29 protein-coding genes are annotated in these 26908 nt (G+C 70.1%); 18 read left to right on the top strand and 11 right to left on the bottom strand.

The genetic code is table 11. The features are described 5' to 3' along the window. Nucleotides 1-20: 20 nt before the first annotated feature. The 3 genes from BO39_RS18400 to BO39_RS18390 are packed head-to-tail and all read right to left on the bottom strand — an operon-like array spanning nt 21 to nt 2410. The gene (locus BO39_RS18400) at nt 21-407 is read right to left on the bottom strand and encodes a nuclear transport factor 2 family protein (protein WP_043836117.1); all 387 of its coding nucleotides are present in this window, start codon (nt 405-407) and stop codon (nt 21-23) included. Beyond that, nucleotides 404-880 carry a RidA family protein gene (locus BO39_RS18395; RefSeq protein ID WP_043836115.1) on the bottom strand — a complete coding sequence of 159 codons (477 nt, stop codon included), beginning with the start codon at nt 878-880 and terminating at the stop codon, nt 404-406. Before BO39_RS18395 ends, BO39_RS18400 begins: the two co-directional genes overlap by 4 nt. Before the next feature lie 3 nt (nt 881-883). Continuing rightward, nucleotides 884-2410 carry a TSCPD domain-containing protein gene (locus tag BO39_RS18390; protein ID WP_052402275.1) on the bottom strand — a complete coding sequence of 509 codons (1527 nt, stop codon included), beginning with the start codon at nt 2408-2410 and terminating at the stop codon, nt 884-886. Between the two features lie 177 nt (nt 2411-2587). On the opposite strand from BO39_RS18390, the gene BO39_RS18385 reads away from it, so the two are divergent. The 6 genes from BO39_RS18385 (at nt 2588) to BO39_RS18360 (ending at nt 6794) form a co-directional block, all read left to right on the top strand. Then, nucleotides 2588-2941, top strand: a complete 354-nt coding sequence (locus BO39_RS18385; protein WP_043836113.1) for an NADH:ubiquinone oxidoreductase subunit NDUFA12 — start codon at nt 2588-2590, stop codon at nt 2939-2941. A gap of 124 nt (nt 2942-3065) precedes the next feature. After that, nucleotides 3066-3632: an outer membrane lipid asymmetry maintenance protein MlaD gene (gene mlaD, locus BO39_RS18380; RefSeq protein WP_052402274.1), complete on the top strand. Its 567-nt coding sequence runs from the start codon at nt 3066-3068 to the stop codon at nt 3630-3632. Next, nucleotides 3629-3856, top strand: coding sequence for a hypothetical protein (locus BO39_RS18375; protein WP_043836111.1), 228 nt, complete (start codon nt 3629-3631; stop codon nt 3854-3856). Before mlaD ends, BO39_RS18375 begins: the two co-directional genes overlap by 4 nt. Next, nucleotides 3853-4254, top strand: a complete 402-nt coding sequence (locus BO39_RS18370) for a DUF2155 domain-containing protein (RefSeq protein WP_043836110.1) — start codon at nt 3853-3855, stop codon at nt 4252-4254. Before BO39_RS18375 ends, BO39_RS18370 begins: the two co-directional genes overlap by 4 nt. Nucleotides 4255-4289: 35 nt before the next feature. Then, nucleotides 4290-5045 carry a trehalose-phosphatase gene (gene otsB, locus BO39_RS18365; protein ID WP_043836108.1) on the top strand — a complete coding sequence of 252 codons (756 nt, stop codon included), beginning with the start codon at nt 4290-4292 and terminating at the stop codon, nt 5043-5045. 219 nt (nt 5046-5264) lie between these two features. Then, the gene (locus tag BO39_RS18360; protein WP_084698234.1) at nt 5265-6794 is read left to right on the top strand and encodes an alpha,alpha-trehalose-phosphate synthase (UDP-forming); all 1530 of its coding nucleotides are present in this window, start codon (nt 5265-5267) and stop codon (nt 6792-6794) included. Here the strand turns inward: BO39_RS18360 and aat are convergent. From aat to aroQ, 4 genes are all read right to left on the bottom strand, one after another. Beyond that, complete coding sequence (gene aat / locus BO39_RS18355) at nt 6680-7348, bottom strand: leucyl/phenylalanyl-tRNA--protein transferase (protein WP_043836106.1); 669 nt, start codon at nt 7346-7348, stop codon at nt 6680-6682. The genes BO39_RS18360 and aat overlap by 115 nt on opposite strands. 97 nt (nt 7349-7445) lie before the next feature. Further along, complete coding sequence (accC, locus tag BO39_RS18350) at nt 7446-8804, bottom strand: acetyl-CoA carboxylase biotin carboxylase subunit (RefSeq protein ID WP_043836105.1); 1359 nt, start codon at nt 8802-8804, stop codon at nt 7446-7448. 7 nt (nt 8805-8811) lie between these two features. Beyond that, nucleotides 8812-9279 (bottom strand): acetyl-CoA carboxylase biotin carboxyl carrier protein, encoded by a 468-nt coding sequence (gene accB / locus BO39_RS18345; protein ID WP_043836104.1) that lies wholly within the window; start codon nt 9277-9279, stop codon nt 8812-8814. Next, nucleotides 9276-9731 carry a type II 3-dehydroquinate dehydratase gene (gene aroQ, locus BO39_RS18340; protein ID WP_043836102.1) on the bottom strand — a complete coding sequence of 152 codons (456 nt, stop codon included), beginning with the start codon at nt 9729-9731 and terminating at the stop codon, nt 9276-9278. The genes accB and aroQ overlap by 4 nt, the downstream gene beginning before the upstream one ends. 155 nt (nt 9732-9886) lie before the next feature. On the opposite strand from aroQ, the gene thiS reads away from it, so the two are divergent. Then, nucleotides 9887-10138, top strand: a complete 252-nt coding sequence (gene thiS / locus BO39_RS32680) for a sulfur carrier protein ThiS (protein ID WP_156963741.1) — start codon at nt 9887-9889, stop codon at nt 10136-10138. 4 nt (nt 10139-10142) lie between these two features. After that, a complete protein-coding gene (locus tag BO39_RS18330; RefSeq protein ID WP_043836100.1) occupies nt 10143-10934 on the top strand; it encodes a thiazole synthase in 792 nt (263 codons plus the stop codon). A 20-nt stretch (nt 10935-10954) separates the two neighbouring features. On the opposite strand, the gene BO39_RS18325 is transcribed toward BO39_RS18330, so the two are convergent. The 3 genes from BO39_RS18325 to BO39_RS18315 all read right to left on the bottom strand — a co-directional run bounded on the left by BO39_RS18325 (nt 10955) and on the right by BO39_RS18315 (nt 14240). After that, a complete protein-coding gene (locus BO39_RS18325) occupies nt 10955-11347 on the bottom strand; it encodes a hypothetical protein (RefSeq protein WP_156963740.1) in 393 nt (130 codons plus the stop codon). A gap of 70 nt (nt 11348-11417) precedes the next feature. Further along, nucleotides 11418-13016 (bottom strand): DHA2 family efflux MFS transporter permease subunit, encoded by a 1599-nt coding sequence (locus BO39_RS18320; RefSeq protein ID WP_043836098.1) that lies wholly within the window; start codon nt 13014-13016, stop codon nt 11418-11420. Nucleotides 13017-13034: 18 nt separating this feature from the next. Beyond that, nucleotides 13035-14240: an HlyD family secretion protein gene (locus BO39_RS18315; RefSeq protein WP_052402273.1), complete on the bottom strand. Its 1206-nt coding sequence runs from the start codon at nt 14238-14240 to the stop codon at nt 13035-13037. Between the two features lie 114 nt (nt 14241-14354). Here BO39_RS18315 and BO39_RS18310 point away from each other — a divergent pair, with 114 nt between their 5' ends. From BO39_RS18310 to BO39_RS18295, 4 genes are all read left to right on the top strand, one after another. Beyond that, nucleotides 14355-14984 carry a TetR/AcrR family transcriptional regulator gene (locus BO39_RS18310; RefSeq protein ID WP_043836096.1) on the top strand — a complete coding sequence of 210 codons (630 nt, stop codon included), beginning with the start codon at nt 14355-14357 and terminating at the stop codon, nt 14982-14984. A gap of 378 nt (nt 14985-15362) precedes the next feature. After that, nucleotides 15363-16493, top strand: a complete 1131-nt coding sequence (locus BO39_RS18305) for a type III PLP-dependent enzyme (RefSeq protein ID WP_043836094.1) — start codon at nt 15363-15365, stop codon at nt 16491-16493. Nucleotides 16494-16644: 151 nt separating this feature from the next. Further along, the gene (locus tag BO39_RS18300) at nt 16645-17214 is read left to right on the top strand and encodes a DedA family protein (protein ID WP_043836093.1); all 570 of its coding nucleotides are present in this window, start codon (nt 16645-16647) and stop codon (nt 17212-17214) included. Between the two features lie 140 nt (nt 17215-17354). Continuing rightward, nucleotides 17355-17819 carry an Lrp/AsnC family transcriptional regulator gene (locus BO39_RS18295; RefSeq protein ID WP_043836091.1) on the top strand — a complete coding sequence of 155 codons (465 nt, stop codon included), beginning with the start codon at nt 17355-17357 and terminating at the stop codon, nt 17817-17819. Nucleotides 17820-17878: 59 nt separating this feature from the next. Here BO39_RS18295 and BO39_RS18290 read toward each other — a convergent pair whose 3' ends face one another. Beyond that, nucleotides 17879-19513, bottom strand: a complete 1635-nt coding sequence (locus BO39_RS18290; protein WP_245615252.1) for an ABC transporter substrate-binding protein — start codon at nt 19511-19513, stop codon at nt 17879-17881. A 109-nt stretch (nt 19514-19622) separates the two neighbouring features. Here BO39_RS18290 and BO39_RS18285 point away from each other — a divergent pair, with 109 nt between their 5' ends. From BO39_RS18285 to BO39_RS18260, 6 genes are read left to right on the top strand one after another with little or no spacing between them, the layout of a single operon-like run. Continuing rightward, the gene (locus BO39_RS18285) at nt 19623-21203 is read left to right on the top strand and encodes an ABC transporter substrate-binding protein (protein ID WP_043836089.1); all 1581 of its coding nucleotides are present in this window, start codon (nt 19623-19625) and stop codon (nt 21201-21203) included. Between the two features lie 26 nt (nt 21204-21229). Further along, a complete protein-coding gene (locus BO39_RS18280; protein ID WP_043836087.1) occupies nt 21230-22813 on the top strand; it encodes an ABC transporter substrate-binding protein in 1584 nt (527 codons plus the stop codon). A 46-nt stretch (nt 22814-22859) separates the two neighbouring features. Continuing rightward, on the top strand, nt 22860-23831 hold the full coding sequence (locus tag BO39_RS18275) for an ABC transporter permease (RefSeq protein ID WP_043836086.1): 972 nt from the start codon (nt 22860-22862) through the stop codon (nt 23829-23831). Then, the gene (locus BO39_RS18270; RefSeq protein WP_043836085.1) at nt 23831-24754 is read left to right on the top strand and encodes an ABC transporter permease; all 924 of its coding nucleotides are present in this window, start codon (nt 23831-23833) and stop codon (nt 24752-24754) included. The genes BO39_RS18275 and BO39_RS18270 overlap by 1 nt, the downstream gene beginning before the upstream one ends. Before the next feature lies 1 nt (nt 24755). After that, a complete protein-coding gene (locus BO39_RS18265; RefSeq protein WP_211257482.1) occupies nt 24756-25766 on the top strand; it encodes an ABC transporter ATP-binding protein in 1011 nt (336 codons plus the stop codon). Next, a complete protein-coding gene (locus tag BO39_RS18260; protein ID WP_043836084.1) occupies nt 25763-26827 on the top strand; it encodes an ABC transporter ATP-binding protein in 1065 nt (354 codons plus the stop codon). The genes BO39_RS18265 and BO39_RS18260 overlap by 4 nt, the downstream gene beginning before the upstream one ends. Nucleotides 26828-26908: the final 81 nt, after the last annotated feature.

Here is a 26908-nt window from a genome sequence, read left to right as displayed (position 1 = left end):
CGGCGCGGTGCAAGCGGGGATCAGCCCTGCTCCCCGGTGGTGCCGGCATCGGCGAAGGCGCCGAAATCCGCGACGGCCTCAACGGCCGCGATCATGCCGTCCCGTACCGTCCAGACATGGAGGAAGGGCACCTGCCCGCTGCGGCCCTCGGCGTCACGGGCGTCATAGGCGCCGCTGGCGAGGAGGCGGCCGTCGGCGAGCAGGGCGAAGGCCTCTACCGCGATGCGCCAGTGCGGAAAGCGGCGCCGGAGCGTCGGGAAGAAGCCGTTGGTGACCGCCGCGCGGCCGTGCCAATCCCGGTGCGGCACGGGATAGCCGGGGGAGACGCGCCAGCGGACATCCTCGGCGAGGAGGGAGTGATCGCCACTCTCCATCCAGCGGCGGAGGAGGCGCTCGGCCTCGGTCACGCGATCTCGAAGACGGCCTCGACCTCCACCGCCGCGTCGCCGGGCAGGGAGGGGACGCCGATAGTGGTGCGGGCGTGGCGGCCGGCTTCGTCGAAGACTGCTACGGCCATGTCGGAGGCACCGTTCATTACCTGCGCGTGCTGGGTGAATTCAGGCCCCGCCGCAATGAAGCCGCCGAGCCGCACCACGCGCACGATGCGGTCGAGATTGCCAAGGATGGCCTCGGCCTGGGCGAGGACGTTGATGAAGCAGAGCTGGGCGGCCTGCTGCCCCATCTCGATCGGCACGCCGGCGCCGAGCTTGCCGGTATAGGCGATCTTGCCCTCCCGCATCGGCACCTGGCCGGAGACGAAGAGCAGGTCGCCCGTGATCACGGCGGGCACGTAGTTGGCGATGGGCTTCGCGGCCTCGGGCAGAGTGACGCCGAGATCCTTGAGGCGGGCCGCGACGGGTCCCGGGACAGCCTGCGCCATGGCCTAGCCCACCAGCCGCAGGTTGCGCCGGCGCGCGGCCGGTGCGGGGGTAGCGGGTAGGTCGGGCAGCAGGGGAAGCTGCTGGGCCGCGGTGCCGAGATGGTCGCCGCCGCACTCCTCCTCGGTCGGGTCGGGCAGGACCCGGCCGCCGAGATGGTCGAGGGCCAGGCGCCGGAAGGCCCAGTCGAGCACGGACGAGGCGCGGTGGATGGCCGGGTCGCCCTCCACCGGCCCCGCCGGGCCGAAGCGGGTATAGGCGAAGGCCTGCACGTACTCGTCGAGCGGCACGCCGGAGGAGAGGCCGAGGGTGACCGAGTGGCAGAGGGCGTCCACCACGCCGCGGAAGGCCGCGCCGTCCTTGGCGAGAGAGAGGGATATCTCCTCCAGCCCGGCGGCGCCCTCCATCGTGCGCAGCGTGACGCGGTGCCCGCCGATGCTGACCTTCCAGACGGCGCCGCGGCCATGGGCATGATCCTGGGCCGGCCGCGGCTTCGGTGCCGGGCGGGGCGCCTGGGCCGGTGCGGCGACGGCCGGGGCAGCGGCGTGGAGCCAGGGGCGAAGGGCCGCTTCCATCGCGGCGCGCGCCTCGGGCCCGCGCGGGGAGAGGAGGCGGGCGGCGTCCTCTCCGGCGAGCAAGGCGGCGCGGGTCGGAACCTCGATCAGTTCACCCTCGGCGGTAGGGGCGAGGCGGGTCGGGGCGGCGGCCGGGGCGAAGCCGCCCGTCTCGGCACCGAGAAGCGCCTCCACCGCGTCAGGCGGGGAGAGGGCGAAGATAGCGGAGTGGCGCAGGCCCGGGGCACCGGCCGCGGCGTCCAGGGCGGCGCGCACGGCCTCCGCAAGGCCTGGGACCGGGGTGGACTCGGGCGGCTCGGGCCAGGTCAGGGAGAGTGGCAGGCGGGCGCCGAAGCTCTCCGCGAGGTCACCGGAGACGGTCTCGGCCACGCCGCGGGTGAGGGCCGCGACGGCGACCGCTACCTGCCGGCCCTCAGCGGAGTCGTAGTCGAGTCGGAGGCCGGCGAGCAGGCCGGCGAGGTCGGCGAATCCGAGGCGGAGGCGCGTGGCCTTGCCGCCGCCGAGGATCTCCAGCGCCATGACGCCGAGGCGCACGGCGACAGCGTAGCCGGCCGCGTCGAAGCCGTCCTCGTCGAGGAAGGCGGGGAGGTTGAGGACGAATCGCGCCTCCGCCTTTGTGTCGCCTGCCCAGGTGCCGGCACCTGGGGCACCGCGGCGGGCGAGGAGAAGCGCGCGCAGGCCGTTCGCGAAGCCCTCGACCGCGCCGGCGTCCGGCAGCAGGCCGAGCTTGCGTCCGCGGGCGGCAAGGCGGCGAATCCAGGCCTCGGCAAGGCGCGGAAGGGCCACAGGTCCCTCCCCCGGCGCGAGGGCGGCGAGCGCCTCCGCGGCGGCCTCGTCCCAGATGGCGGGAAGCGCCACGGGGCGGGGTTCGGCATCGGGATCCGCGGCCGCGCGCGTGCGGCGCAGGGCCAGTCCCTCCCAGGCGGTGTTGCGGGTCTGGCCGTCATCGCGCGTCATGGGTGGATCATATGCCTCCCCCGGCACCGGGTGAAGCCGGCATGTCGTGGGCGGCGGCGCGGAGAGCCACAAGATAGGGTGTGGCGGGCGCGTTTCCGTCCGTGGCTTTCGCCCTTGGGCGTGGCGTGCCATATGCAGCCCCTTCTCCAACCCGCCCGCATCGGCAGGAGCCCCTCCATGTCCGCCATGCAGCGCTGGCTCGCCGGCCTTTCCGGTCGCAGAGTCGGCACCGACGCAGCCGGCAATATCTACTTCGAGAGCAGCCGCACCTTCCTCAACTACGGGCGCAAGCGCCGGTGGGTGGTCTATGCGGGCGCGGCGGAGGCTTCCGTCGTGCCGCCCGAGTGGCATGCCTGGCTGCACCACACCACGGACGCGCCGCTCGACACCAAGCGCCTTCCCTGGATGAAGCCGCACCAACAGAACATGACCGGCACGCCGCAGGCCTATCATCCCTCCGGAAGCGACTATGCCGGTGGCAAGCGCGCCCCGACCGCGGGGGATTACGAGGCGTGGACCCCGGGTTCTTGACGAACGCATGCTCCAGGCACCCAGACTTCACGCGCCGCCGCGCCATGCCCCATCCCGCCTGGCCCCAGCCCCGGCCGACCGGAGCCCGCCGCGCGACACCCCCCGTGCCCGCGGGACGCAGGGCGTGAAGCGCCACGGGTTCGCGGAGATCGCGGCCGGCGCGGTGGTGCTGCTCGCGGCGGTGCTCTTCCTCGCCTATGCCGTGACGAATTCCGGCCGCTCCTCCGCGGGCGGCGGGCTGGTGCTGACGGCGCGGTTCGACCGGATCGACGGGCTGGCGCAGGGCGCCGACGTGCGCATCGCGGGCGTGAAGGTCGGCAGCGTGACCGGACAGCGGATCGATCCGCAGACCTTCCTCGCGGTGCTGACGCTGAACGTCGACTCGGGTTTGCGCCTGCCGGATGACAGCTCGGCCGAGATCACCTCCGAGGGGCTGCTGGGCGGCAAGTACGTGGCCCTGGTGCCGGGCGGCAGCGATCGCAACCTGGCGAGCGGCGGCGAGGTGAAGATCACCCAGTCCGCGGTCAGCCTGGAGAGCCTGCTCGGGCGCTTCATCTTCTCGGTGACAGAGCTGGCCGGGAACCAGGCGCAGCGCAACGGCGGGGGCCAGGGTGGTGCGGCGCCGGCCAGCGCCCCGCCGGCCAATGCCGCCCCGGCCAACCGGCCGCCGGCGGGCAGGAGCGGGCGGTGAGCGCCGACCCGCTCGCGCCCCCCGCCCTCTGGCCGGGCGTGGACGGACAGCCCCTCTCCTGCCGGGAGAAGCTGAAGGTGTTGGCCGAGAACCACGCCGAGGCGGCGCAGGCGCTGCGCGACGCCTTTGAGGACGCGGTGCTGATGGGGGTGGACGAGGCTGCCATGCGGCGGGTGCTCACTGAGCTTGTCGCGGCCTTGCCGAGCCCGAAGCGCCCCTCATGAGGCATGTGCTCGTTCTGCTGGCCCTCCTGGCACCGGGCCTGGCGGCCGCCCAGAACCCGGGCCAGGGATCCGACCAGGGGCCGCCGGCTGAGGCGGCCTGGGTGTCCAAGCGCACCGCGCAGCTTCAGGCGCTCGATAAGGTGACGGCACGGATCACGGTGCTCGACGCGCAGGTGGGGCGGCCCGTCGACTTCGGCTCGCTCAACATCACGGTCCGTGCCTGCAACGCCCGCCCGCCCGACGAGGTGCCGGACGCGGCGGCCTATATCGAGGTGCGGGATTCGCTCCTGCCGCCGACGGCGCCGCTCGCCTTCCGCGGATGGATGCTGGCCAATGCGCCGGCCGCTCATATGTTGGAGCATCCGGTTTACGATCTCCGGATCCTGGAGTGTCGCTGACCCTCGCCTGAGGGGGCGCGGAGTGCGGAGGTGCGATGACCGACAGCCCTGATCCCGGAACCGTCGCGGGGCCGGTGCTGCCGGGTGCCGACGCGGCGCTCTTCCTCGACATGGACGGTACGCTGCTCGAGATCGCGGCGCGGCCCGACGCGGTGATCGTGCCGCCGGAACTGCCGGACCTGCTGATGCGCCTGCAGGCGGCGCTGGGCGGCGCGGTCGCGGTCGTGACCGGGCGTGGGCTGGCTGTCGCGCGCGGCTATGCCGGCGTGCCGAGCCTGCCGATCGGGGCGGAGCACGGGGCGGTGCTGGATCCTCCCCTGCCCGGCGCCGTGCCGCTGCCGGTGCCGCCGCCGGAGTGGCGCCGCGCCGCCGACGAGTTCGCCGCCGCGCGGCCGGGCACGCTGGCGGAGCATAAAACCCATGGCTTCGTCCTCCACTTCCGGCAACGGCCCGAGGCGGCGCCCGAGGCGCTGGCGATGCTCGCCAGCCTGTTGCGGGAGGATGCCAAGGGCTTCCACGTCGTTCCCGCGCATGCCGCAGCGGAACTTCGTCCCGTGCAGGCCGACAAGGGCGGCGCGGTGCGGCGGCTGATGGCCGTAGCGCCGTTCCTCGGGCGCCGGCCGATCTTCATCGGCGACGACGTGACGGATGAGGACGGCATGGCTGCCTGTGCCGAGTACGGCGGCTACGGGCTTCGCGTGCCCGACGATTTCGCCGGGCGGCCGGCGCTGGTGCGCGCCTGGCTGCGCCGGGTTGCGTCCTCGCTGGAAGGTGACGGGCACCCGGGCTGAGTTACGCCCATTTCCCTGCCAGAAACCGCATCCTTGCCGCGCGGTTCCTAAAGGGAATGGGGCAACAATAAGGAGGGGTTTGACCATGGTGGCACGACCCCTAAGCTACAGAGAGCCTTCCGCGCCGCGTGGCAGGACCGGTTCGGAAAGGGGGAGCCCGCTGCCTTCGCGCGGGAAGCCCCAGTGCCGGTTGCCCCGACGCTTGCAGGAGAAGGAATGATGGGGCGGCTCGTGATCGTCTCCAACCGCGTGGCCGTGCCGCGACGCGGCGAGGCTGCGGCGGCTGGCGGGCTTGCGGTGGCGCTGAAGGATGCCTTCAGCAACCGCGGTGGCCTCTGGTTCGGGTGGAGCGGCAATGTCTCGGCCGATCCGCCGGACGTGGTGCGGCACGCAAGGCGGGCTGGCGTGGACTACGCCGTGATCGACCTGTCGCAGGACGCCTATGACGGGTTCTACGCGGGCTACGCGAACTCGGCGCTCTGGCCAATGTTTCACTTCCGCCTGGGCCTGCTGGATTACGACTGCGACGAGGCGGATTGTTATCGCGCGGTGAACCGGCGCTATGCCCAGAAGCTGATGGGCATGCTGCGCCCGGACGACACGGTCTGGGTGCACGACTACCAGATGATCCCGCTCGGCGCGGAATTGCGCGCGCTGGGGTCGCGCCATCGCATCGGCTATTTCCACCACATCCCCTTCCCACCCTGGGCGGTCTTCTCCGCGATGCCCGGTGCGGAGGACCTGATCCGCGACCTGCTGGCCTATGACCTCGTGGGCGTGCAGACGCATCGCGACCTCGCAGGCCTCGCGGACTGCATGGCGCAGGGCACCGGCATGAAGATGCGGGCCGGTGGCGAGGTGCGCTTCCGCGGCCGGCGCATCCGGCTGCGCGCCTTTCCGATCGGCATCGCGACAGATGAGTTCGCGGAAGTGGCGGCCCGGAGTGCCGGCGGACCGGAAGCTCAGCGGCTGGTGGCGAGCCTCGCCGGGCGGGCGCTGATCATCGGCGCCGAACGGCTGGATTACACGAAGGGACTGCCGGAACGGCTCAAGGCCTTTGGTGCGTTGCTGAACCGCTTCCCGGAATACCGCAGCAAGGTGACCTACCTTCAGGTGGCTGCGCGCTCGCGCGAGGACGTGGAGAGCTACAAGGGCCTCAAGCGCGAGATCGAGCACTTGGCAGGCTGCATCAACGGGGAGCACGCCGATGCGGATTGGACGCCGGTGCGCTATGTCGGACGTGCCGTGCCGCGGGACACGCTGGCGGGCTATTACCGCGCGGCGCAGGTGGGGCTCGTGACGCCGTTGCGGGACGGGATGAACCTCGTCGCCAAGGAGTACGTGGCGGCGCAGGATCCGCAGAACCCCGGCGTCCTGGTCCTGTCGCGCTTCGCCGGTGCGTCGGAGGAGATGCCGGAAGCGCTGACCGTGAACCCGCTGGACGCGGTGGGCATGGCGGAGGCGATGAAGGCCGCGCTGGAGATGCCGCTGGGCGAGCGGCAGGACCGTCATGGCGCGATGCTGCGGCGCCTTCGCGAGAATACGGTCGGCGGCTGGGCAAAGGCCTTCCTCGACGTGCTGGAAGGGCATGAGCCGGCGGAGGCGCCCTCGCGCGCCGCGGCGCTGGCGGTGTTTCAGGCGCGGCTGATGGCGCGCAACGCCTCGACTTCTTCGGCCAACGTCTCGGAGGAGATGCTGGGCATCCAGGTGGCCGACCTATCCACGGCGAGGGCGAGCCGCGCGCGGTAGTCGGCCTGGGGGATTTCCTCCGCGCCGAAGCGGGCGAGGTGGTCGTTCAGGAACTGCGTGTCGAGGAGGGTGAAGCCCCCTCGCCGCAGGCGAGCGACGAGGTGGACGAGCGCCACCTTCGAGGCGTCCGCCACGCGGGAGAACATGCTCTCCCCGAAGAAAGCGGCGCCGATGCGGATGCCGTAGAGCCCGCCGACGAGGGCGCCGCCCATCCGCACCTCGATCGAATGGGCGTTGCCCATGCGCGCGAGGGCGTTGAAGAGATCCTCGATCTCGGGGTTGATCCAGCTGTCCTCGCGCCCCGGCGCGGGGGCGGCGCAGCCCGCGAGGATGCCGGGGAAGTCGGTATCGGCCGTTACCGCGAAGATGTCGGAGAGCACCGTCTTGCGCAGGCTGCGCGGCAGGTGGAAGCGGTCCAGCGGCAGGATCCCGCGCATTTTCGGGTCCAGCCAGTAGAGGCGGCCGGAGTGGCGGCCCTCGGCCATCGGGAAGAGGCCGGCGCGGTAGGCGCGTAGCACGAGGTCCGGCGTGACCGGCAGGGCGCGGCGGCTCATCCGCGGGGCCTGCAAGCGCGAAGGGGATGGTCCGCCCGGTGCCGCATCGGGGCAGGATAGGCCGGGGGTGGGCGCGGCGCCAAGCGCCGCGCGCCCCTTATGCCGCCGGCGTGTGGCGGGCGACGAAGCGCTCAAGCCAGTGGATCGTGTACTCGCCCGAGGCGAATTCGGGGTCCTCCATGATCAGCTGGTGAAGTGGGATCGTGGTGTGGATGCCGTCCACGACCATCTCGGTCAGCGCGCGGCGGCAGCGGGCAATGGCCTCGGCGCGGGTGGCGCCGTGGACGATGAGCTTCGCGACGAGGCTGTCGTAGTGCGGCGGCACCGAGTAGCCGGCATACAGTGCGCTGTCGATGCGGACGCCAAGACCGCCGGGGGCATGGTAGGCGTTCACCCGACCCGGGGAGGGCGCGAAGGTCACCGGGTTCTCCGCGGTCACGCGGCACTCGATCGCGTGGCCGTTGAAGCGGATGTCCGCCTGCTCGTAGCCGAGGGGCTCGCCTGCGGCGACGCGGATCTGCTCGCGCACAAGGTCCACGCCGCAGACCATCTCGGTCACGGGGTGCTCGACCTGCAGGCGGGTGTTCATCTCGATGAAGGCGAACTGCTCGTCCTGGTAGAGGAATTCGAGCGTGCCGGCGCCGCGGTAGCCGAGCTGCTTGAGCGCCTTCGTGACGGTCTCGCCGAGGGCGTCGCGCACGGCGGCGGTGATGGCGGGGCTGCCCGCTTCCTCGACCAGCTTCTGGTGGCGGCGCTGGAGGGAGCAGTCGCGCTCGCCGAAATGCACGACGTTGCCGTGGGTGTCCGCCATGATCTGCATCTCGATGTGGCGGGGCCGGTCGAGATACTTCTCCATGTAGACGGCGTCGTCGCCGAAGGCGGCCTTGGCCTCGGTGCGCGCGACGCGCCAGGCCTCCTCCAGCTCGTCCTCGTTATGCGCGACCTTCATGCCCCGGCCGCCGCCGCCGGCGGCGGCCTTGATCAGCACGGGGTACTTGATCTCGTTCGCGATCTCGCGGGCCTCGTCCACCGAGGCGAGGGCACCCGGCGAGCCGGGGACGAGCGGCACGCCGAGGCGGCGCATGGCATCCTTGGCGGCGATCTTGTCGCCCATGATGCGGATGTGCTCGGCCGTCGGGCCGATGAAGGCCATGCCGTGGGCCTCCACCATCTCGGCGAAGCGGGCGTTTTCCGAGAGGAAGCCGTAGCCGGGGTGGATGGCCTCGGCGCCGGTGATGGTGGCGGCCGAGAGGATGGCGGCGGCGTTGAGGTAGCTGTCGCGCGCCGAGGGCGGGCCGATGCAGACGCTCTCGTCGGCCAGGCGCACATGCATCGCCGTGTCGTCGGCGGTGGAGTGCACGGCGACGGTGCGGATGCCCATCTCCTGGCAGGCGCGGTGGATGCGGAGCGCGATTTCCCCGCGATTGGCGATCAGGATCTTGTTGAAGGCGGGCACGCGGCGGCTACTCGATGACCAGGAGGGGCTCGCCGAACTCCACGGGCGTGCCGCTCTCGATGAGGATGCGGGTGACGGTGCCGGACTTGGGGGCCTTGATCTGGTTGAAGGTCTTCATGGCCTCGATCAGCAGCACCGTCTGGCCCTGGGAAACGCGGGCGCCAAGCGCGACGAAGGGCGCGGCGCCGGGCTCGGGCGAGAGGTAGGCGACGCCGACCATGGGCGAGGTGACGGCGCCGGGCGTCGCGGCCGTGACATCCTCGCTCGCCGGAGCGCTGGCGGGGACCTCCGCAACAGGAGCGGCGATGGGCTGCGGCGCGGCGGCGACGGCCTGCACCACCTGCTGGGCCGGAACGCTGCGGGCGACGCGGATGCGGCTCTCGTTCTGGACGAGCTCGATCTCGCTGAGGTCGGTCTCGCGAAGGATCTTGGCCAGGGCGCGGATCGCGTCCGGGTCGAAGGAAAGGCCGGTCATGCCGTCTCGTCCTGTCCGATGATGCCGGCGATCGCGCGGAGGCCGAGGGCGTAGCCCCCGACCCCCAGGCCGCAGATCACGCCCACCGCGGCGCGGGAGACGTAGGAGAGGTGCCGGAAGGCCTCCCGCCGATGAATGTTGGTGATATGCACCTCGACCACCGGCAGGTCCACCGCCAGCAGGGCGTCCATCAGCGCGATGGAGGTATGCGAGTAGCCCGCGGGGTTGATGATGATGCCGGCCGCACGCCCGCGGCATTCCTGCACCCAGGAGATCAGCTCGCCCTCGAGATTCGTCTGGCGGAAGTCGATCGCGAGGCCAAGTTCCTCGGCCGCCTCGGCGCAGAGGGCTTCCACGTCGTCCAGCGTGGCAGAGCCGTATTTCTCGGGCTCCCGCGTGCCGAGGAGGTTGAGGTTCGGGCCGTTGAGGACGGCGATCAGCGGCGGTTCCACGGGCGTGTATCCGGTTTTGGGCGGCTGCCCGGTCGGGGTTCGGTGGGCGGGCGGGCTAGCACGGGGGTGGGGGGCGCGCAAACCGCTTCGGCATCGATCCCGCCTTCCGCGAGGGGCTTCAATCGGGCCTGTGGCCGTGCCACATGCGCGGGGCCATGCCCGGACCCTCCCCCGGCGGCCCGACGGCCGCGCTGACCGATGCCGCCCTGACGATCACGGTGAATGGGGAGGAGCGGGCGTTGCCCGGTCCCCTCCCCCTTTCCGAATTCCTGGCCGGGGCCGGGCTGGACCTGCGGAAGGTCGCGGTGGAGCGGAACGAGGAGATCGTGCCGCGCTCCGCCTATGCGGCGACCCTGCTTGGGCCGGGGGACAGCCTGGAAATCGTGCACTTCATCGGAGGGGGCTGAGGCCATGGACGGGATGACTGCCGCGGAGGACGCCTGGGAGGTGGCCGGGCGCCGCTTCCGCTCCCGCCTCGTGGTCGGGACGGGGCGCTACAAGTCGCTCGAGGAGACGGCGGCGGCGATCGAGGCCTCGGGCGCGGAGATGGTGACGGTCGCGGTGCGGCGGGTGAACCTCTCCGACCCCGGCGCCCCCATGCTGCAGGATTTCGTGCCGCCGGACCGCTACACCTACCTGCCCAACACGGCCGGCTGCCACACGGCTAAGGAGGCGGTGCGGACGCTGCGCCTCGCGCGCGAGGCCGGCGGGTGGAACCTGGTGAAGCTGGAGGTTCTGGGCCCGCCGCCGTTCCTCTATCCGGACATGCCCGCGACCTTCGAGGCGGCCGAGGCCCTCATCAAGGACGGGTTCCAGGTGATGGTCTACTGCGCGGACGACCCGCTGGCCGCCAAGCGGCTGGAGGAGATGGGCTGCGTGGCCGTCATGCCGTTGGGGGCGCCGATCGGCTCCGGGCTCGGCCTGTCCAACCCCTTCATGCTGCGCTCCATCATCGAGAACGCGCGGGTGCCGGTGCTGGTCGATGCCGGGATCGGCACGGCGAGCGAGGCGGCGCAGGCCATGGAACTGGGCTGCGATGCCGTGCTGCTGAACTCCGCCATCGCGCACGCGAAGGATCCGGTGCGGATGGCGCGGGCCATGCGGGCCGGGGTGGAGGCTGGGCGGCACGCCTTCCTTGCCGGCCGGATGCCGCGGAACTACGCGGCGGATGCGTCGAGCCCGATGGCGGGGCTGATCCGCTAGGCCCTCCCCTGCCCGGCCGCTCAGTCCCAGTAGATGGGAAGGCCGGGGAGTTCGTCGTCATCCTCGGTGCTCAGGCGGGCGGCGCAGAGGATGTCCAGCAGCGTGATGCCTGCCACTGCGGCGATGGCCCATTTGGCGTTGGCACGCTCCCGCGGGCCGTAGACCGGGGTGCTGGTGAGGACGGCGAGGTCCAGCGCATCGCCGGCCACACGGGCGACCAGAAACGGGGCGGAGGCCGGATTTGCGAGGATGGCCGCGCCGTTCGCCAGTTCCCGCACGCCGAAGGCGCGGATCAGCCCGGTGTGGCGGCGCATGCCGATGGTGCGGGCGAGGCTCCGGCCGCCGAGGATCTGAAACAGGCCAAGGCCGATGCTGAACCAGCCGAGGAAGCGTGAAAGCCTGAGGACCTGCATGGGCATTCGTCTCCGCGAGGGGTTTGCGCGGGTAGAACGCCGCCCGAGGTGAAAGGGCTGAGGCGGGCCCTCAGTGAGCGCCGCCGCCCCCTCCCCCGAGCCTGGGCGCCTTCACGAAGAGGACGAGGGGGACCGCCAGCGCGAAGAGGAGGGCGATCGCCACCAGCACGTCGTTATAGGCGAGGATCAGCGCCTGCTGGGTGATCATGCCGGAAACGCGGGCGAGCGCCGCGTGGTCGGCGGCGTCGCCGAGACGGTTGGCGAGGGCGCCGGAGATGGCGTCGATGGACTGGGTGGCGCCGGGGCGGGCCCAGTTGGTGGCTTCCGAGAGGTGAAGGCGGTGGGCGGCCGACCGGTCGATGACGAGGGTGTTGATGAGGGCGAGCCCCACCGCGCCGCCGAGGTTGCGCATGAGGTTGTAGAGGCCGGAGGCGTTCTTGATCATCGCCGGCGGCAGCGTGCCGAGGGCGAGCTGGTTGACCGGCACCATGGCGAACATCGTGCCAATGCCACGGAGCGAGAGGGGAAGCCATAGCTCGCCGAAGGCGGACTGCGCCGTCAGCTCGGAGGTCATCCACATGGCGACGGCCGTGGTGGCCATGCCGAAGGCAAGCAGCAGGCGCAGATCCAGCACGCGCGAGAGCCGGCCGACGATGGGGGCGGCCAGGAACATGGCGAGGCCCGTGATGAACATCGTCTCGCCGATCTGGAGCGAGTTATAGCCGCGGATGCGCCCGAGAAAGAGCGGGATGAGGTAGACCGCGCCGTAAAGGCCGATGCCGATGATGAAGGCAAAGGCGCTGCCGAAGGCGAAATTCGCGTTGCCGTAGGCGCGCAGCTCCACGATCGGGTCGCGCCGGGTGAAGGCTCGCCAGAAGAAGACGACGCCGGCGACCGCGCCGGCGGCGGCGAAGGCGGCGATGGTGGGGTCATCCAGCCAGTCCCAGCGGGGCCCCTCCTCCATCACGTATTCCATGCTGCCGAGGAAGACGGCCATGGCGGCGAGGCCGATCCAGTCGAAACGGCCGAGCAGCCGGGGGTCGCCCCGGTCGATGTCCATCGTGTTCCAGACCACGACCGCGATGAGGACGCCGACGGGAACGTTGATGAGGAACAGCCAGTGCCAGGAGAAGGTCTCGGTCAGCAGGCCGCCGAGGGTCGGGCCTATGGTGGGGGCGAGGGTTGCGGTGAGGCCGATGAGGACGCTGACGGAGGCGCGGCGGGGGCCCTGGAAGAGCAGGAAGGCCGTGGCGAAGACCGTGGGAATCATCGCGCCGCCGAGGAAGCCCTGCATGGCGCGGGCGACGATCATCACCGGCAGGGAGGTGGCCGTCGCGCAGGCAAGGGAGAAGAGGGTGAAGCCCGCGGCGGAGATGGTGAAGAGCACGCGGGTGGAGAGCAGGCGCGAGAGGAAGCCCGAGAGCGGGATCATGACAATCTCCGCGATCAGGTAGGAGGTCTGCACCCAGGAGGCCTCGTCCGGGGAGGCGGCGAGGCCGGCCTGGATGTCGCTGATGCTGGCCGAGACGATCTGGATGTCCAGGATCGCCATGAACATGCCGAGCACCATCACCATGAAGCCGATGAAGTGCCGCTTCGACACCGCCGCCCCGGCCGCCGGGCGGGCGGCGGGTGGTGCGGCGCCCGGGTTGGCCGTGGTGGCGGACATACCGTTCCTGGCCTTCCCTTAGCGGCCGTGGATCATTGCGGCGGCGGCGGCGAATAGGCCGCGGGGCGCATGCGGGTCGTCCCGGGTGTCCACCTCGGCCTCGACCGAGAGGCCGGGACGGAGGTGATCGACGGGCTGGCCGGCATCGACGGCGATGCGGACGGGCACGCGCTGGACGATCTTGGTGAAGTTGCCGGTCGCGTTCTCCGGCGGCAGGAGGGAGAACTGGGCGCCGGTGGCGGGGGCGAGGCTTTGCACGGTGCCGTGCAGCTTGCCGCCGGCATCGACCAAGAGCTCGACCGGCTGGCCTTCGCGGATGCGGCGTAGCTGCGTCTCCTTGAAGTTGGCGGTGACGTAGAGCTGGCCGGCGGGGGGCGCGACGGCGATCAGGTTCTGCCCGGCGCGGACGTGCTGGCCAAGCTGGGCGGCGCGGTTGCCCGCCACGCCCGCGAACGGGGCGCGGATGACCGTGTAGTCGAGGTTCGCCTCGGCCAGGACGAGCATGGCGCGGGCGGAGTCGCGGCGCGCGAGGGCCGATTTGGCCTGGGCGTCGAGCACCGGAATGGCGCCGCGGGCGGATTCGAGGCCGGCCAGGGCGACGGCGACGGTCGCCTCGGCCTTGCGGCGGGTGGCGGTGGTGCGGTCCACGGCCTCGCGCGTGCCGAAGCCGCTGGAGGCGAGGCTGCCGGCGCGACCCGCATCGGTGACGGCGAAGACGCGGTCGGCCTCGGCCTGGGCGACCTGCGACTCGGCGGCGGCGACCTGGGCGACGGCCTGGGCGCGCTGGGCGGCGAGGGTGAGGGTATTCGCCTCGGCCTCCGCCAGGGCGGCGGCGGCTTGGTCGCGCTTGGCCTGCCAGTCGCGGCGGTCGAGCTCGATCAGGGGCTGACCGGCCTCAACGGGCTGGTTGTCGCCGACCAGGATGCGGGTGACGTCGCCCTCGATCCGGGAGGAGAGCACGGCGATGTCGCCGCCGACATAGGCGTTGTCGGTGGATTGCAGGAAGCGGCCAACCTGCCAGAACCAGACACCGCCGAGCGCGCCACCGGCCATGACCAGCAGGGCGAAAAGGGGCAGGAGGCGGCGCGAGCGGCGCGGCCGGGGCGCAGCGGGGGCTGTCGCAGCAGGGGCGGGCGGGGCGGGCCCGGCCTCCGCGGCGGCCTTGGCCTCGGGGGCGGTGGTGCGCGTTTCAGGGTCGGGGAGGGTCGTTGTCCGGGCGTTCATCTTCGACTGAACCGTTCAGTTCAGTTGCATAGATGGGGTGTCTTGGGACATTTGTCCATGGAAAACTAAACCGTCCAGTATCACATACGGGCAGGCCACAAGCCGGAGGATCCCTTGTCAGCTGCTGCCACCTCCTCTTCCGACGTTTCCCCCAAGCGCACCGCGATCCTGAAGGCGGCGGCCCAGTTGTTCATGGCTGCCGGCTACGCGACGGTCTCGATGGATTCTGTGGCGAAGGAGGCGGGGGTCTCGAAGGCGACGCTCTACGCGCATTTCGCCGGCAAGGAGGCCCTGTTCGGGGCGATCGTGGGCGAGCGCTGCGCGGCGATCGCGGCGGAGGCGGAGACGCTGGTTTCGGCGGCGGCCTCCACCGACCGGGCGCTGCGGGAGACCGGGCGGCTCTGGATGCGTTTTCTGCTGGAGCCGAAGAGCATCGCGATCCATCGGATCGTCATCGCCGAATGCGCCCGTTTCCCGGATCTGGCCGCGGCCTTCTACGCGGCGGGTCCGGCGGTCGGGCGGGCCTGGCTTATGCGCCGGCTTGCCGAGGAGCAGCGCCTGGGGCGGCTGCGGGCGGACGCCGATCCGGGCGTTGCGGCCGACCACCTGATGGGCCTGCTGAGGGGGGAGCTCTATCTTCGCACGATGCTCGGGGGACCGACGCCGGACGATGCGGCGGTGAATGCCGTGGTGGATCAGGCGGTCGCGGTTTTCCTTCGGGCCTACGGGGCCGGCACGCCGTAAAGCGGCCTGTCGCCGCGCTGTTTGGCCCTCAGAAGACCCGGGCCATCCAGCGCTTCTCCGGGAGCTTTCCGGCCCTTCGGCCACCCCTTCGGAAAAAATCGGTGTCGGGGCTCCGAAGTCTCTTGCACCCCTGGGAACGCGGGGCTATCTGCCCCCCAGACGCCGCACGCACGTGCCTCTGGCCCGCAAGGTTACGCAACGACGTCAAGCGTTCTGGCAACCCCCTGCCGACCCATCTCGGCCCTCACGACAAAGAGGGTGGAAGGTGGCGCCAGGGTTCTCACTTGGTCGCTGGTTCGTTCGACCGTTCGTCAACCTGAGCATGGCCGTATCGCCGATGGCGAACGCCTGCCGCCTCGCTATGGGGAGGGTGGTGCGATGACTCCGAAAATCGCGCAGTTCCTGGCCGATGTTCAGCCGGCCACGCCGTGCCTTGTGCTCGACGTGGATCGGGTTGAGACGAATTATCGCCGGCTTCAGGCGGCGCTGCCGCTTGCCCGCATCTACTATGCGGTGAAGGCAAACCCGGCCGCTCCGATCCTGGAGCGGCTGGCGGGCCTCGGCTCCTGCTTCGACGCGGCCTCCTACGAGGAGGTCTCGGCGGCGCTCGAGGCCGGCGCGGCGCCTGAAGCGGTTTCCTATGGGAACACGGTGAAGAAGGAGAGCGCGATCCGGGCCGCCTATGCCCGCGGCGTGCGGATGTTCGCCTTCGACTCCGAGGGCGAGCTGGAGAAGCTGGCGCGCTCCGCGCCGGGCTCGCGCGTCTATTGCCGCATCCTCGTCGGCAATGACGGCGCCGAGTGGCCGCTGTCGCGCAAGTTCGGCTGCGAGGTCGAGATGGCGCGGGAGCTGATGATCCGCGCGGGGGAGCTCGGGCTCGATCCCTTTGGCCTCTCCTTTCATGTCGGCAGCCAGCAGACCCACACGGCCGCCTATGCGGCGGCGATCGCCAAGGTGGCCATGCTCTTCACCGACCTCCGCGAGGCCGGGGTGAAGGTTCGCATGGTGAACCTCGGCGGCGGCTATCCCGTCCGCTACCGCTCCGAGGTGCCGGAGATCGACGACTTCGGCGCCGCGATCATGGGTGCGATGGCGGAGCACTTCGGCAATGCCCTGCCGGACATCGTGGTGGAGCCCGGGCGCTTCATCGCGGCGGACGCGGCGGTGGTCTCGGCCGAGGTGGTGCTGGTGTCCCGCAAGTCGAAGGACGATCCGGTGCGTTGGGTCTACCTCGACATCGGTCGCTTCGGCGGGCTGGCGGAGACGGAGGGCGAGGCGATCAAGTACGCCTTCCGCACGCCGCATGACGGGGGCGAGGAGGGCCCGGTGACGATCGCGGGGCCGACCTGCGACAGCACCGACACCCTGTACGAGAAGTCGAACTACCGGCTTCCCGTGTCGCTGAAGGATGGCGATCGGATCGAGATCCTCTCGGCCGGGGCCTATGTGACGACCTATGCGAGCCAGAAGTTCAACGGGTTCCTCCCCCTAGCCGAGCACTACATCTGAATATAGGGTGGATGGATGGGGCGCTTCACGGCGCCCCATCTCGTTTTTGGTTCTACGCAACGGACTTTCTCGAATGGTGCAACGCGCCACGGAATCTGCTTTCTTAAGCATGACGTGTCGGTAATAATGTGCCGAAAGACCGGGGGCTTGCGTGGCAGAGTTCTGGGCTGAATATGGCGCCGCAGCATATCTGCTGGCAGGGCTCTGGGCGTTCTTCGAGGGCGAGACCTTCGTGCTCGCCGCCGCGGCCATCGGCGCGATGACGGGGGCGGTCGATCCCTTCCTGCTGCTCGGCTCCGTCTGGATCGGATCCTTCCTCGGGGACCAGACCTGGTTCATTCTTGGCCGTCGCTATGGGCCAGGGCTGGTGAAGCGGTATCCGAAAGCCGAGGCGAAGATGGCCAGTGCCACCTCGATGCTGCTGCAGTACGGCACGCTCTTCGTTCTCAGCTTCCGCTTCCTCTACGGCATCCGCAACGTGGCTGCCGCCGCTTGTGGGCTGGCTGGCATGGGGCAGCTTCGCTTCGCCGTGCTGAACTTCATCGCGGCCGGCGTCTGGGCAAGCAGCTTCGTCGCCGCCGGTTGGTATCTTGGCGCGCTCATCGGGCCGGAGCGGCTATTCCACTTCATTGCCGGCGGCGCGCTGGTCGTGCTTGCGGTGTTCCTGTTCCGGCGCTTCTTCCGCAAGCGCCGCTCCACCGGGACGGTGCCGGTGGTCTGAGGTGGCCTGCGCCTTGCGGCCAGTCCGATTCTTCTGCGATGCGGCCGACCTTGAATGGAGGGGGACTGGCCGGGGCGGTCGTCCGGCGGAATTCGTGCCGGTAATTTGCCAAGTGCGGTTCAGGCTTTAGGCTGCACCGCATGGACGAGATCGACAGGAACATCCTCATCGCCGTGCAGCAGGACGGCGCGGCGGGACTGGCGGAACTCTCCAAGGTCGCCGGGCTCTCGGTTTCCGCCACCGCGGAGCGGGTGAAGCGCCTTGAGGAGAGGGAGACGATTCGCGGCTGGCACGCCGCGCTGGACCCGGCGGCCGTGGGCTGCGCACTCCTGGCCTTCGTGACCGTGGGGCTGCGGCCTGGACGGGACGACGGGGCCTTCCGGAAGGCGATGCGCCGGGCGCCGGCGGTTTTGGAGTGCCACGCGATCAGCGGGCCCTGGGATTACCTGCTGAAGCTGCGGCTGCCCGACCTCCAGGCGCTGGAGCGCTTCGTGGCGGACGAGGTGCGGGGCCAGACGGGGGTGGAGCGGACGGATGTCGTCGTCGCGCTCTCCTCGGCGAAGGAGACGATGATCCTGCCGGTGGCCGAGGCCGACGAGGAGTAGCCCCCTCCCCTTCCCCGGGGTTCCGGGAGGCCTCACGGCCTCCCGGATTGTGCCGCGGATCAGGCTCCGGGGGTCACGCTCATTGCCAGCGTGCGCTCATCGGCCCGGGCCTCGTAGGCGAGGCCGCGCTTGAGCGCCCAGATGTTGACGAGCTGGAAGAGCGGGATGAAGGCGAGGTCGTCCATCGACATCTTCACGCCCTGCTGCAGCAGGCGCTCCCGCTCCTTGTCGTCGAGGGTGGAGGTGGCGCGCTCAGTCAGGGCGTCCAGCTGAGGGTTGGTATAGCGGCCGTAATTCGTCGAGCCAAAGCGCTTTGCCTGGTCGTAGGTTCCGATGAGGTTCACGAGCGTGTAGGAGGCCTCGCCGGTCACGCTGCCCCAGCCTCCGAGGCGGACGTCGAATTCCTGCCGGCTGTTGCGGACGGAGAAGGTGGCCCAGGGCATCGCCTCCACCTGGGTGCCCACGCCGATGCGCTGCCACATCTGGGCGATTGCCTGGATGGTGCGGGCGTCGTTGGGATAGCGGTCGTTCGGGCCGTGCAGGGTGAGCTTAAAGCCCTGGGGGAAGCCGGCCTCGGCGAGCAGGGCCTTGGCGCGGTCGGGGTTGAAGGGGTCCGGCTTTACCTCGGGGTTGTAGGAGTAGGAGCCGGGGGGCAGCCACTGGCCGGTGGGCGCGGCGGTGCCCTCCATCACCTGGCGGCAGAGGGCCTCGCGATTGATGGCCGCCGAGAGCGCCTGGCGCACGCGGAGGTCGTTCAGCGGGTTCTTGGCCAGGGGCTGGCCGGCATTGTCCGTGATGAAAGCCGGCTTGCCGTCGCGCGAGCGGTCGAGGGTCAGGTAGATGACGCGCACGCCCTGGACCTCGGCGAGGGCAACACGGCTCTCGCGGCGGAGGCGGGCGAGGTCGCTCGTGGGTACCTGGTCGATCAGGTCCACGTCGCCAGCCAGGAGGGCGGCGGTGCGGGCGCTGTCATTGCCGATGAAGCGGTAGGAGACGCGGCTCCAGGGCTGCTTCGGGCCGAACCAGTCGTCGTTGCGGACGAGCTCGGTGCGGTCGCCCGGCGAGTAGGACGCGATCTTGTAGGGGCCGGTGCCGATGGCAGCCTTGCCGGAGTTGTAGTCCTCCGTGCTCGCGTTCCCGCCGGCATGGCGGGAGACGACGGCCACCGAGCCCAGTTCTGTCGGCAGCAGGGGCGCGGGGCTGGCCGTGTGGAAGCGGACCGTCAGCGGGTCCACGATCTCGGTGCGCTGGATGGAGCGGACGAAGCCACCGAAGCCACCGGGGGAGTTCGGGACGTTCGGCGTGCGCTCGACGGTGAAGGCGACGTCGTCGGCGGTGAAGTCGCGGCCGTCGTGCCACTTCACGCCAGGGCGGAGCTTGAACTCCCAGATCTTCTCCGACACTGGCGTCCAGGAGAGGGCGAGGCCGGGGATGAGGCGCGTCTGGGCATCGCGCTCCACCAGCCGGTCAAAGATGTGCATCGAGAGGCTGTTGTTCGGCGAGGCGTTGTAGAAATGCGGGTCGAGCGAGGTGACGGCGCCGCCGATGCCGATGGTCAGTGGGCGCGTTGCGGCGCCGTTGGCCCCTCCGGCGCCAGCCTGGGCATGGGCCAGAGAGGGGGCGAGGCCGGCGGTGATGGCGGCCAGGGCGGCGGGAGCCGTCACGAACAGGCGCCGGCTGGTGGGCTGTGTCACTCTATAGCTCTCCCTTTTGTAATCTCGTGGTAGCGCAAACTAGCGGCACGCTGGACGGACTGCTAGAACCGGCGCGGGGAAGGCGCCAACGGGAAACCCGGGGGACTGCATGCAGCGAGTAGCCTTGGTGGCGCGCGCCGCCCTTTTGTCGTGCCTTTCGATCTCCGCGCCGGTCGTCGCGCAAACGCTGACCCTCGCGGTCGGCGCGCCCGTGACCTCGCTTGATCCGCATTACCACGCGCTGTCGCCTAACTTTGCGGTCGCGGAGATGTTGTTCGACGGCCTGACGGGCTTCGACGCGCGGGCGCAGGTGGTGCCGCGGCTCGCGGAAAGCTGGCAGCCGGTGGCCGAGGATGTCTGGGAGTTCAAGCTTCGCCCCGGCGTGACCTTCCACAACGGCAACGCCTTCACCGCGGAGGACGTGGCCTTCACCATTGCCCGCGTGCCGACCGTGCCGAACAGCCCCTCCTCCTACGGGATCTATACCCGGGCGATCCAGCGGGTGGAGGTGGTGGACCCGTTGACGGTGCGGCTGCACACGAACGGCGCCTATCCGCTGCTGCCAGTCGATCTGGCGCAGGTGGAGATGCTGGACAGCGAGACCCACGCCAACCCGCTGACCGAGGATTTCAATTCCGGGAAGCTCGCGATCGGCACCGGCCCCTTCCGCCTCATCAGCCACCGCAACGGCGACCGGATCGAGTACGCGCGCAACGACTCCTACTTTGGCGACCGGCCGCACTGGTCGCGGGTGAGCTATCGGATGATCACGAACGACGCGGCGCGGACGGCGGCGCTGCTGTCGGGCGACGTGGACTTCATCGACCAGGTGCCGACGAGCGACATCGCGAAGCTACGCAACGACGCGCGGGTGCAGCTGAGTGAGACGGATGGGCTGCGGCTGATCTACCTCGCGCTCGATCATTCCCGCGAGGGCCCAACGCCTTTCGCAACGGGGGAGGACGGGCGGCTGCTGCCGCGCAACCCGCTGAAGGACGTGCGGGTGCGGCGCGCGCTCTCCATCGCGATCGACCGTGCGGCCATCTCCGAGCGCGTGATGGAGGGTGCCTCCACGCCCACGGTGCAGCTGCTGCCGGCGGGGGGCTTTGGCTTCATCCCTGGGCTGGTGGCGCAGCGCGGCGATCCCGATGGGGCGCGGCGCCTGCTGGCGGAGGCGGGTTACCCGAATGGCTTCCGGCTGACGCTGCACGGGCCGAACGATCGCTACATGAACGACGCGCGGATCATCCAGGCGATCGGACAGATGTGGACGCGCGCGGGGGTGAGGACGAGCGTGGAGGCGCAGCCCTGGGCCACCTTCGTCGCTCGCGCGGGGCGGCAGGAGCTCTCGGCGATGCTGGCGGGCTGGGGGACATCCTCGGGCGAGGCGTCGAACCCGCTGCGCTCGCTGCTCGCGACCTATAACCCGCAGCGGGGCTTCGGGGGGTCGAACCGCGGGCGCTACAGCAACGCGGCGATGGACGCGGCCATGGAGACGGCGCTGCGCACGCTCGACAACGAGCGGCGGGAGGCGCTGCTGCGCGAAGCCACGCAGATCGCGATGGACGATGTCGGCATCATTCCGATCCACACGCAGAAGAACATCTGGGCGATGCGCCGCGGGCTGCGGCACGATGCCCGGGCGGACGAGTTGACCCGCGCGCAGGACGTGCGGCCGGCGCAGCCGTGACGAGAAGCAAGAACGGAGGAAGGCGGATGAAGAAGCTTCTGCTCGGCGCGACGGTGGCGCTCGCGGCCATCATTGGCGGCCCGGCGGCGGGATGGGCGCAGACGCTCACCATGGCGGTGGGCGCACCGGTCACGTCGCTGGACCCGCACTATCACCAGCTCTCGCCCAACAATGCTGTGGCGGACATGATCTTCGACAAGCTGGTGAACACGGACGCGCAGGCCCGGAACATCCCGGGCCTGGCGACGGAGTGGCACGTCGTCGGGCCGACGACCTGGGAGTTCAAGCTACGGCCGAACGTGCGCTTCCAGAATGGCAATGCCTTCACGGCCGAGGACGTTGCCTTCACCCTCGCCCGGCTGCCGAACGTGCCGAACAGCCCGGCTTCCTACGCCGTCTACGCGAAGCCGATCACGCGGGTGGAGATCGTGGATTCGCTCACCATTCGCTTCCACACGGCGCAGCCCTACCCGCTGCTGCCGCTGGACATGACGAACGTGCGGATCCTGGACAAGGAGACGGCGGAGAACGCGACGACGGAGGACTTCAACGCCCTTCGCGCCGCGGTCGGAACCGGGCCCTACCGCGCGGTGAGCTACCGCAACGGTGACCGGATCGAGTTCGTGCGGAACGACGCCTATTGGGGCCCGAAGCCAGCCTATGAGCGCGTGAATTACCGCATGATCACGAACGATGCCTCCCGCACGGCGGCCCTGCTGGCGGGCGACGTGGACTTCATCGACCAGGTGCCGACGACGGACCTGGCGAAGCTGCGGAATGACCAGCGCATCGCGCTGAGCGAGACCGTGGGGTTGCGGCTGGTCTTCCTCGGGCTGGATCACCTGCGGGGGGCAAACGAGAACTCGCCGTTCATCACCGACAATGACGGCAAGCCGCTGGGGCGGAATCCGCTGCGGGATGTGCGAGTGCGGCGCGCGCTCTCCATGGCCGTGGACCGGCAGGCGATCGTGGACCGGCTGATGGAGGGGGCGGCGACGCCCGCTGGGCAGTTCCTGCCGCCGGGCGTGACCGGCCATGTGCCGGATGTGCAGCCCACCCGCTACGATCCCGAGGGGGCGAAGCGGCTGCTGGCGGAGGCAGGATATCCGAACGGGTTCCGCATCCAGCTGAACGGGCCGAACGACCGTTACATCAACGACGGACGGATCATCCAGGCGATCGGCCAGACCTGGACCCGCATCGGCGTGCGGACGGCGGTGGAGGGGCAGACCTGGGCCGTTTTCGTCGGCCGGGCGGCGCGGCAGGAGTTCTCCGCGCATCTCATCGGCTGGGGGTCCAATCCGGACGGGTCGCACCCGCTGCGCAACATCCTCGCCACCGTGAACGCCGAGAAGGGCTGGGGCGCCTCCAACCGTGGGCGCTATTCCAACCCGGAGGTGGATCGGCTGCTCGAGGCCTCGCTGACTGAACTCGACGAGGAGAAGCGGCAGAAGCTGGTGCTGGATGCGGAACGGATCGCGGCGGAGGACGTGGCGGTGATCCCGATCCACATCCAGACCAACACCTGGGCCATGCGGCGCGGCGTCCGGCACGAGGCGCGGAGCGACGAATTGTCGCGCGCGCAGGACGTGCGGCCGGCGGCTCCCTGAAGCCGGACTTGACTAGGACAGGGGCGTTGACGGAAAGGGATCACGCATGAGCGTTTACCTGTTGCGCCGGCTGATCCAGGCCGCGCTGGTCATGCTGGCCATGTCCGTCATCGTCTTCGTCGGCGTCTACGCCATCGGCGATCCCGTGGAGATTCTTATCTCCCCGGACGCCGATCAGGCGGAGCGCGCGCGCGCCATCGCGGCGCTGGGCCTCGATAAGCCGCTGTGGGAGCAGTACCTCGCCTTCCTGTCGAATGCGGTGCGGGGCGACCTCGGGCGGTCCTTCGTGTTCAACGAGCCGGCGCTGAAGCTCATCGGGCAGCGGGCGCCGGCGACGCTGGAGCTGGCCTTCGGCGCGACCTTCCTCGCGATCCTCGTCGGCCTGCCGCTCGGGCTCTATGCGGGGCTGCGGCCGAATGGGGCCGGCGCCAAGGCGATCATGGCGGGGTCCATCCTCGGCTTCTCGCTGCCCACCTTCTGGGTGGGGCTGATGCTGATCATGGTGTTCGCGGTGCAGCTCGGCTGGCTGCCCTCCACCGGGCGGGGGGAAACGGCGGAGTTCCTGGGAATGCGCTGGTCGTTCCTGACGCGGGACGGGCTGGCCCATATGGTGATGCCGGCGCTGAACCTCGCCCTGTTCAAGATCAGCCTCGTGATCCGCCTGACCCGCGCAGGTGTGCGGGAGACGATGCTGATGGATTACGTGAAGTTCGCGCGCGCCAAGGGGCTCTCGCCGCAGCGGGTGATCGGGGTGCACGTGTTCAAGAACATCCTCATCCCCGTGGTGACCGTGGTAGGGCTGGAGCTGGGCTCGACCATCGCCTTCTCCGTCGTGACGGAGAGCGTGTTTGCTTGGCCGGGCATGGGCAAGCTGATCATCGACAGCATCAACGTGCTCGACCGCCCCGTGATCGTCGCCTACCTGATGAGCATCGTGCTGATGTTCATCGTCATCAACCTCGTGGTGGACCTGCTCTACTCGGTCCTTGATCCGCGCGTGCGGCTGGAGAGCAAGTGATGAGCGCGACCACCGCGGGGGGCGCGCCCGCCGTCAAGGCGCCACGGGTCGAGACGCCGTTCCGGCGTTTCGTCTCGGAGTTCTTCGAGAGCAAGATCGCGACGGGGGCGCTGGTCGTCTTCACCGTGATCGTGCTGGTGGCGGTCTTCGCGCCGCTGATCTCGCCGCAGAATCCCTACGACCTCGCGCAGCTCGACATCATGGACGGGCGGCTGGAGCCGGGGTCGCGCAACGCCGCCGACACCATGACCTACTGGCTCGGCACCGACGACCAGGGGCGGGACATGTTGTCCGGTATCATGTACGGGCTTCGGATCAGCCTTATCGTGGGCGCGGGCTCGGCCATCGCGGCGGCGCTGATCGGGGCCTCCCTCGGGATGCTCGCGGCCTATGCCGGCGGGCGGACCGACACGATCATCATGCGGTTGGTGGACCTCCAGCTCTCCTTCCCGACCATCCTTTCGGCGCTGATGATCCTGGCTTTCCTGGGCAAGGGGATCATGAACGTGGTCTTCGCGCTGATTGTGGTGGAATGGGCCTATTACGCCCGAACCGTCCGCGGCACGGCGTTGGTGGAGCGGCGGCGGGAGTATATCGAGGCGGCGCAGTGCCTGGCCCTGCCGACGCGGCGCATCATCTTCCGGCACCTGCTGCCCAACTGCATGCCGCCGCTGATCGTGGTGGGGACGATCCAGATCGCCCGCGCCATCGCGCTGGAGGCGACGCTGTCCTTCCTCGGCCTCGGCGTGCCGATCACCGAGCCCTCGCTCGGGCTGCTGATCGCCAATGGCTACGAGTACATGCTCTCCGGCAAGTACTGGATCTCCTTCTATCCCGGCATCGCGCTGCTGGTGACGATCGTCTCGATCAACCTTGTTGGCGACCATCTGCGCGATGTCCTCAACCCCCGGCTGAAGAAGTAACGTGCAGCCCAATATTCCCGCCTCCGCCGCCCCGCCCACCCTGCAGGTGCGGAACCTGCGGACGCATTTCTTCACGCGCGCCGGGGTGGTGCCGGCGGTCAACGACGTGTCCTTCAATGTCGGGCGCGGGAAGGTGCTCGGGCTGGTGGGTGAATCCGGCTCGGGCAAGACCGTGACCGGCTTCTCCATCATGCGGCTGGTGGACGAGCCCGGGCGGATCGTCGGCGGCGAGATCCTGTTCGGCGGGCGGGACTTGGCGAAGGCCTCGGAGGAGGAGATGCGGCAGCTCCGGGGAAACCGGGTTGCCATGATCTTCCAGGACCCGATGATGACGCTGAACCCGGTCCTGCGCATCGACACGCAGATGATCGAGACGATGCAGGCGCATCGGAAGATCAGCCGCGAGGACGCGCGGCAGCGGGCGCGGGACACGCTGGGGATGGTGGGCATCCCCTCCCCCGACGAGCGGCTGAAGTCCTATCCGCACCAGTTCTCGGGCGGCATGCGCCAGCGGGTCGCGATCGCGATCGCCCTGCTGCACGAGCCAGAGCTGATCGTGGCGGACGAGCCGACGACCGCGCTGGACGTGACGATTCAGGGGCAGATCCTGGCCGAGGTGCAGAAGCTGGCGGCGACGACCGGCACCTCCATCATCTGGATCACGCACGACCTCTCGGTTGTGGCGGGCCTCGCAGACGATATCGCCGTGATGTACGCGGGCGAGATCGCGGAGTACGGCGCGGTGGACGACGTGCTGGACCACCCGCTCCATCCCTATACGCACGGGCTGTTGGGTTCGGTGCCCAGCCGCAACAAGCGGGGGCAGCCGCTGCTGCAGATTCCGGGGATGACCCCTTCCCTGCTCAACCTGCCGGCAGGCTGCCCCTTCCGCACGCGCTGCCCGCGGGCGGCCGAGGTCTGCGTGCAATCCCCGCCCATGGCCGAGATCCTGCCCGCGCATGAGGCGCGGTGCTTCCGGCCGCATCTCGAGAACGCGGGAGTGGCCGCATGAGCGCGACGGTTGAGGCCCCGAAGGCTTTCGCGCGCGGGGCGGATGCGGAGAAGCTGATCGAGGTGGTGGGGGTATCCCGCCGCTTCGCCAAGCGGCTGGATTTCGCCGGGAAGATCGCGGCCAAGCTCGGCGCGCCGTTGCGCGACGAGGTCGTGCACGCGGTGGACAAGGTGGACCTGACGATCCGCAAGGGGGAGGTGGTCGGGCTCGTTGGGGAATCCGGCTGCGGGAAGTCCACGCTCGGACGGATGGTGGCGGGCATCATGCCGCCCTCGGACGGGACGATCCTATGGAAGGGCCGGGACCGCACGGGGCTGCACGGGAAGGAAGCGCGGGCGGCTATGCTGCAGGCGCAGATGATCTTCCAGGACCCGATGTCCTCGCTGAACCCGCGGCTGAAGGTGGCGGAGATCATCGGCGAGGCGCCGCTCTTCCATGGGCTGACGACGCGGGCTGGCTTCTCCGCCTATGTAGACGAGCAGATGCGGCGCGCGGGCCTCGATCCGGCGTTCAAGGCGCGCTACCCGCACCAGTTCTCGGGCGGGCAGCGGCAGCGCATCGGCATCGCGCGGGCGCTGGCGGTCCAGCCGGAGTTCCTTGTCTGCGACGAGTCGGTGGCGGCACTCGACGTCTCGATCCAGGCGCAGGTGCTGAACCTGTTCATGAAGCTGCGGGGGGAGCTGAACCTTACCTACCTGTTCATCTCCCACGACCTCGGCGTGGTGGAGCACCTGAGTGACCGGGTGGTGATCATGTATCTCGGCCGCGTGGTGGAGGAGGCGCCGACGGAGACGGTGTTTGCCCGCGCCAACCATCCCTACACGCAGTCTCTGCTGGCGGCGGTGCCGAAGATCGAGGCGCGGAAGAAGGCCTTCGCGACGGTGAAGGGTGAGATCCCCTCCCCGCTCAACCCGCCGGCAGGGTGCCATTTCCATCCGCGCTGCCCGCACGCCTTCGACCGCTGCCGGGTGGAGATCCCGGCCTTGCAGGAGGTGGCGCCCGGGCATCGCAGCCGGTGCCACCTGAACGACCTGCCTAACCATGGCGGGCAGCCGGTCTGATGCGGGCGGCTCTCGTCCTGCTGGCGCTGCTCGGCCTCGCTGCTTGCGAGGGGCGGGAGGGGTCGCGCGGGCCCTATGTCG

Source organism: Roseomonas aerilata DSM 19363 (genome assembly GCF_000711725.1).
Taxonomy (GTDB): domain Bacteria; phylum Pseudomonadota; class Alphaproteobacteria; order Acetobacterales; family Acetobacteraceae; genus Roseomonas; species Roseomonas aerilata.
Note: the sequence above shows the minus strand (reverse complement) of the source record. Positions and strands in the feature narration are given on the sequence as shown.

What these genes read in the sequence shown, in the direction of transcription:
- BO39_RS18395 (WP_043836115.1), bottom strand. Translation starts at nt 880, where the DNA reads ATGGCGCAGGCTGTCCCGGGACCCGTCGCGGCCCGCCTCAAGGATCTC.
- BO39_RS18390 (WP_052402275.1), bottom strand. Translation starts at nt 2,410, where the DNA reads ATGACGCGCGATGACGGCCAGACCCGCAACACCGCCTGGGAGGGACTG.
- BO39_RS18385 (WP_043836113.1), top strand. Translation starts at nt 2,588, where the DNA reads ATGTCCGCCATGCAGCGCTGGCTCGCCGGCCTTTCCGGTCGCAGAGTC.
- BO39_RS18370 (WP_043836110.1), top strand. Translation starts at nt 3,853, where the DNA reads ATGAGGCATGTGCTCGTTCTGCTGGCCCTCCTGGCACCGGGCCTGGCG.
- otsB (WP_043836108.1), top strand. Translation starts at nt 4,290, where the DNA reads ATGACCGACAGCCCTGATCCCGGAACCGTCGCGGGGCCGGTGCTGCCG.
- BO39_RS18360 (WP_084698234.1), top strand. Translation starts at nt 5,265, where the DNA reads ATGGGGCGGCTCGTGATCGTCTCCAACCGCGTGGCCGTGCCGCGACGC.
- aat (WP_043836106.1), bottom strand. Translation starts at nt 7,348, where the DNA reads ATGAGCCGCCGCGCCCTGCCGGTCACGCCGGACCTCGTGCTACGCGCC.
- accB (WP_043836104.1), bottom strand. Translation starts at nt 9,279, where the DNA reads ATGACCGGCCTTTCCTTCGACCCGGACGCGATCCGCGCCCTGGCCAAG.
- thiS (WP_156963741.1), top strand. Translation starts at nt 9,887, where the DNA reads ATGCCCGGACCCTCCCCCGGCGGCCCGACGGCCGCGCTGACCGATGCC.
- BO39_RS18330 (WP_043836100.1), top strand. Translation starts at nt 10,143, where the DNA reads ATGGACGGGATGACTGCCGCGGAGGACGCCTGGGAGGTGGCCGGGCGC.
- BO39_RS18325 (WP_156963740.1), bottom strand. Translation starts at nt 11,347, where the DNA reads ATGCAGGTCCTCAGGCTTTCACGCTTCCTCGGCTGGTTCAGCATCGGC.
- BO39_RS18320 (WP_043836098.1), bottom strand. Translation starts at nt 13,016, where the DNA reads ATGTCCGCCACCACGGCCAACCCGGGCGCCGCACCACCCGCCGCCCGC.
- BO39_RS18315 (WP_052402273.1), bottom strand. Translation starts at nt 14,240, where the DNA reads ATGAACGCCCGGACAACGACCCTCCCCGACCCTGAAACGCGCACCACC.
- BO39_RS18305 (WP_043836094.1), top strand. Translation starts at nt 15,363, where the DNA reads ATGACTCCGAAAATCGCGCAGTTCCTGGCCGATGTTCAGCCGGCCACG.
- BO39_RS18295 (WP_043836091.1), top strand. Translation starts at nt 17,355, where the DNA reads ATGGACGAGATCGACAGGAACATCCTCATCGCCGTGCAGCAGGACGGC.
- BO39_RS18285 (WP_043836089.1), top strand. Translation starts at nt 19,623, where the DNA reads ATGCAGCGAGTAGCCTTGGTGGCGCGCGCCGCCCTTTTGTCGTGCCTT.
- BO39_RS18280 (WP_043836087.1), top strand. Translation starts at nt 21,230, where the DNA reads ATGAAGAAGCTTCTGCTCGGCGCGACGGTGGCGCTCGCGGCCATCATT.
- BO39_RS18275 (WP_043836086.1), top strand. Translation starts at nt 22,860, where the DNA reads ATGAGCGTTTACCTGTTGCGCCGGCTGATCCAGGCCGCGCTGGTCATG.
- BO39_RS18270 (WP_043836085.1), top strand. Translation starts at nt 23,831, where the DNA reads ATGAGCGCGACCACCGCGGGGGGCGCGCCCGCCGTCAAGGCGCCACGG.
- BO39_RS18260 (WP_043836084.1), top strand. Translation starts at nt 25,763, where the DNA reads ATGAGCGCGACGGTTGAGGCCCCGAAGGCTTTCGCGCGCGGGGCGGAT.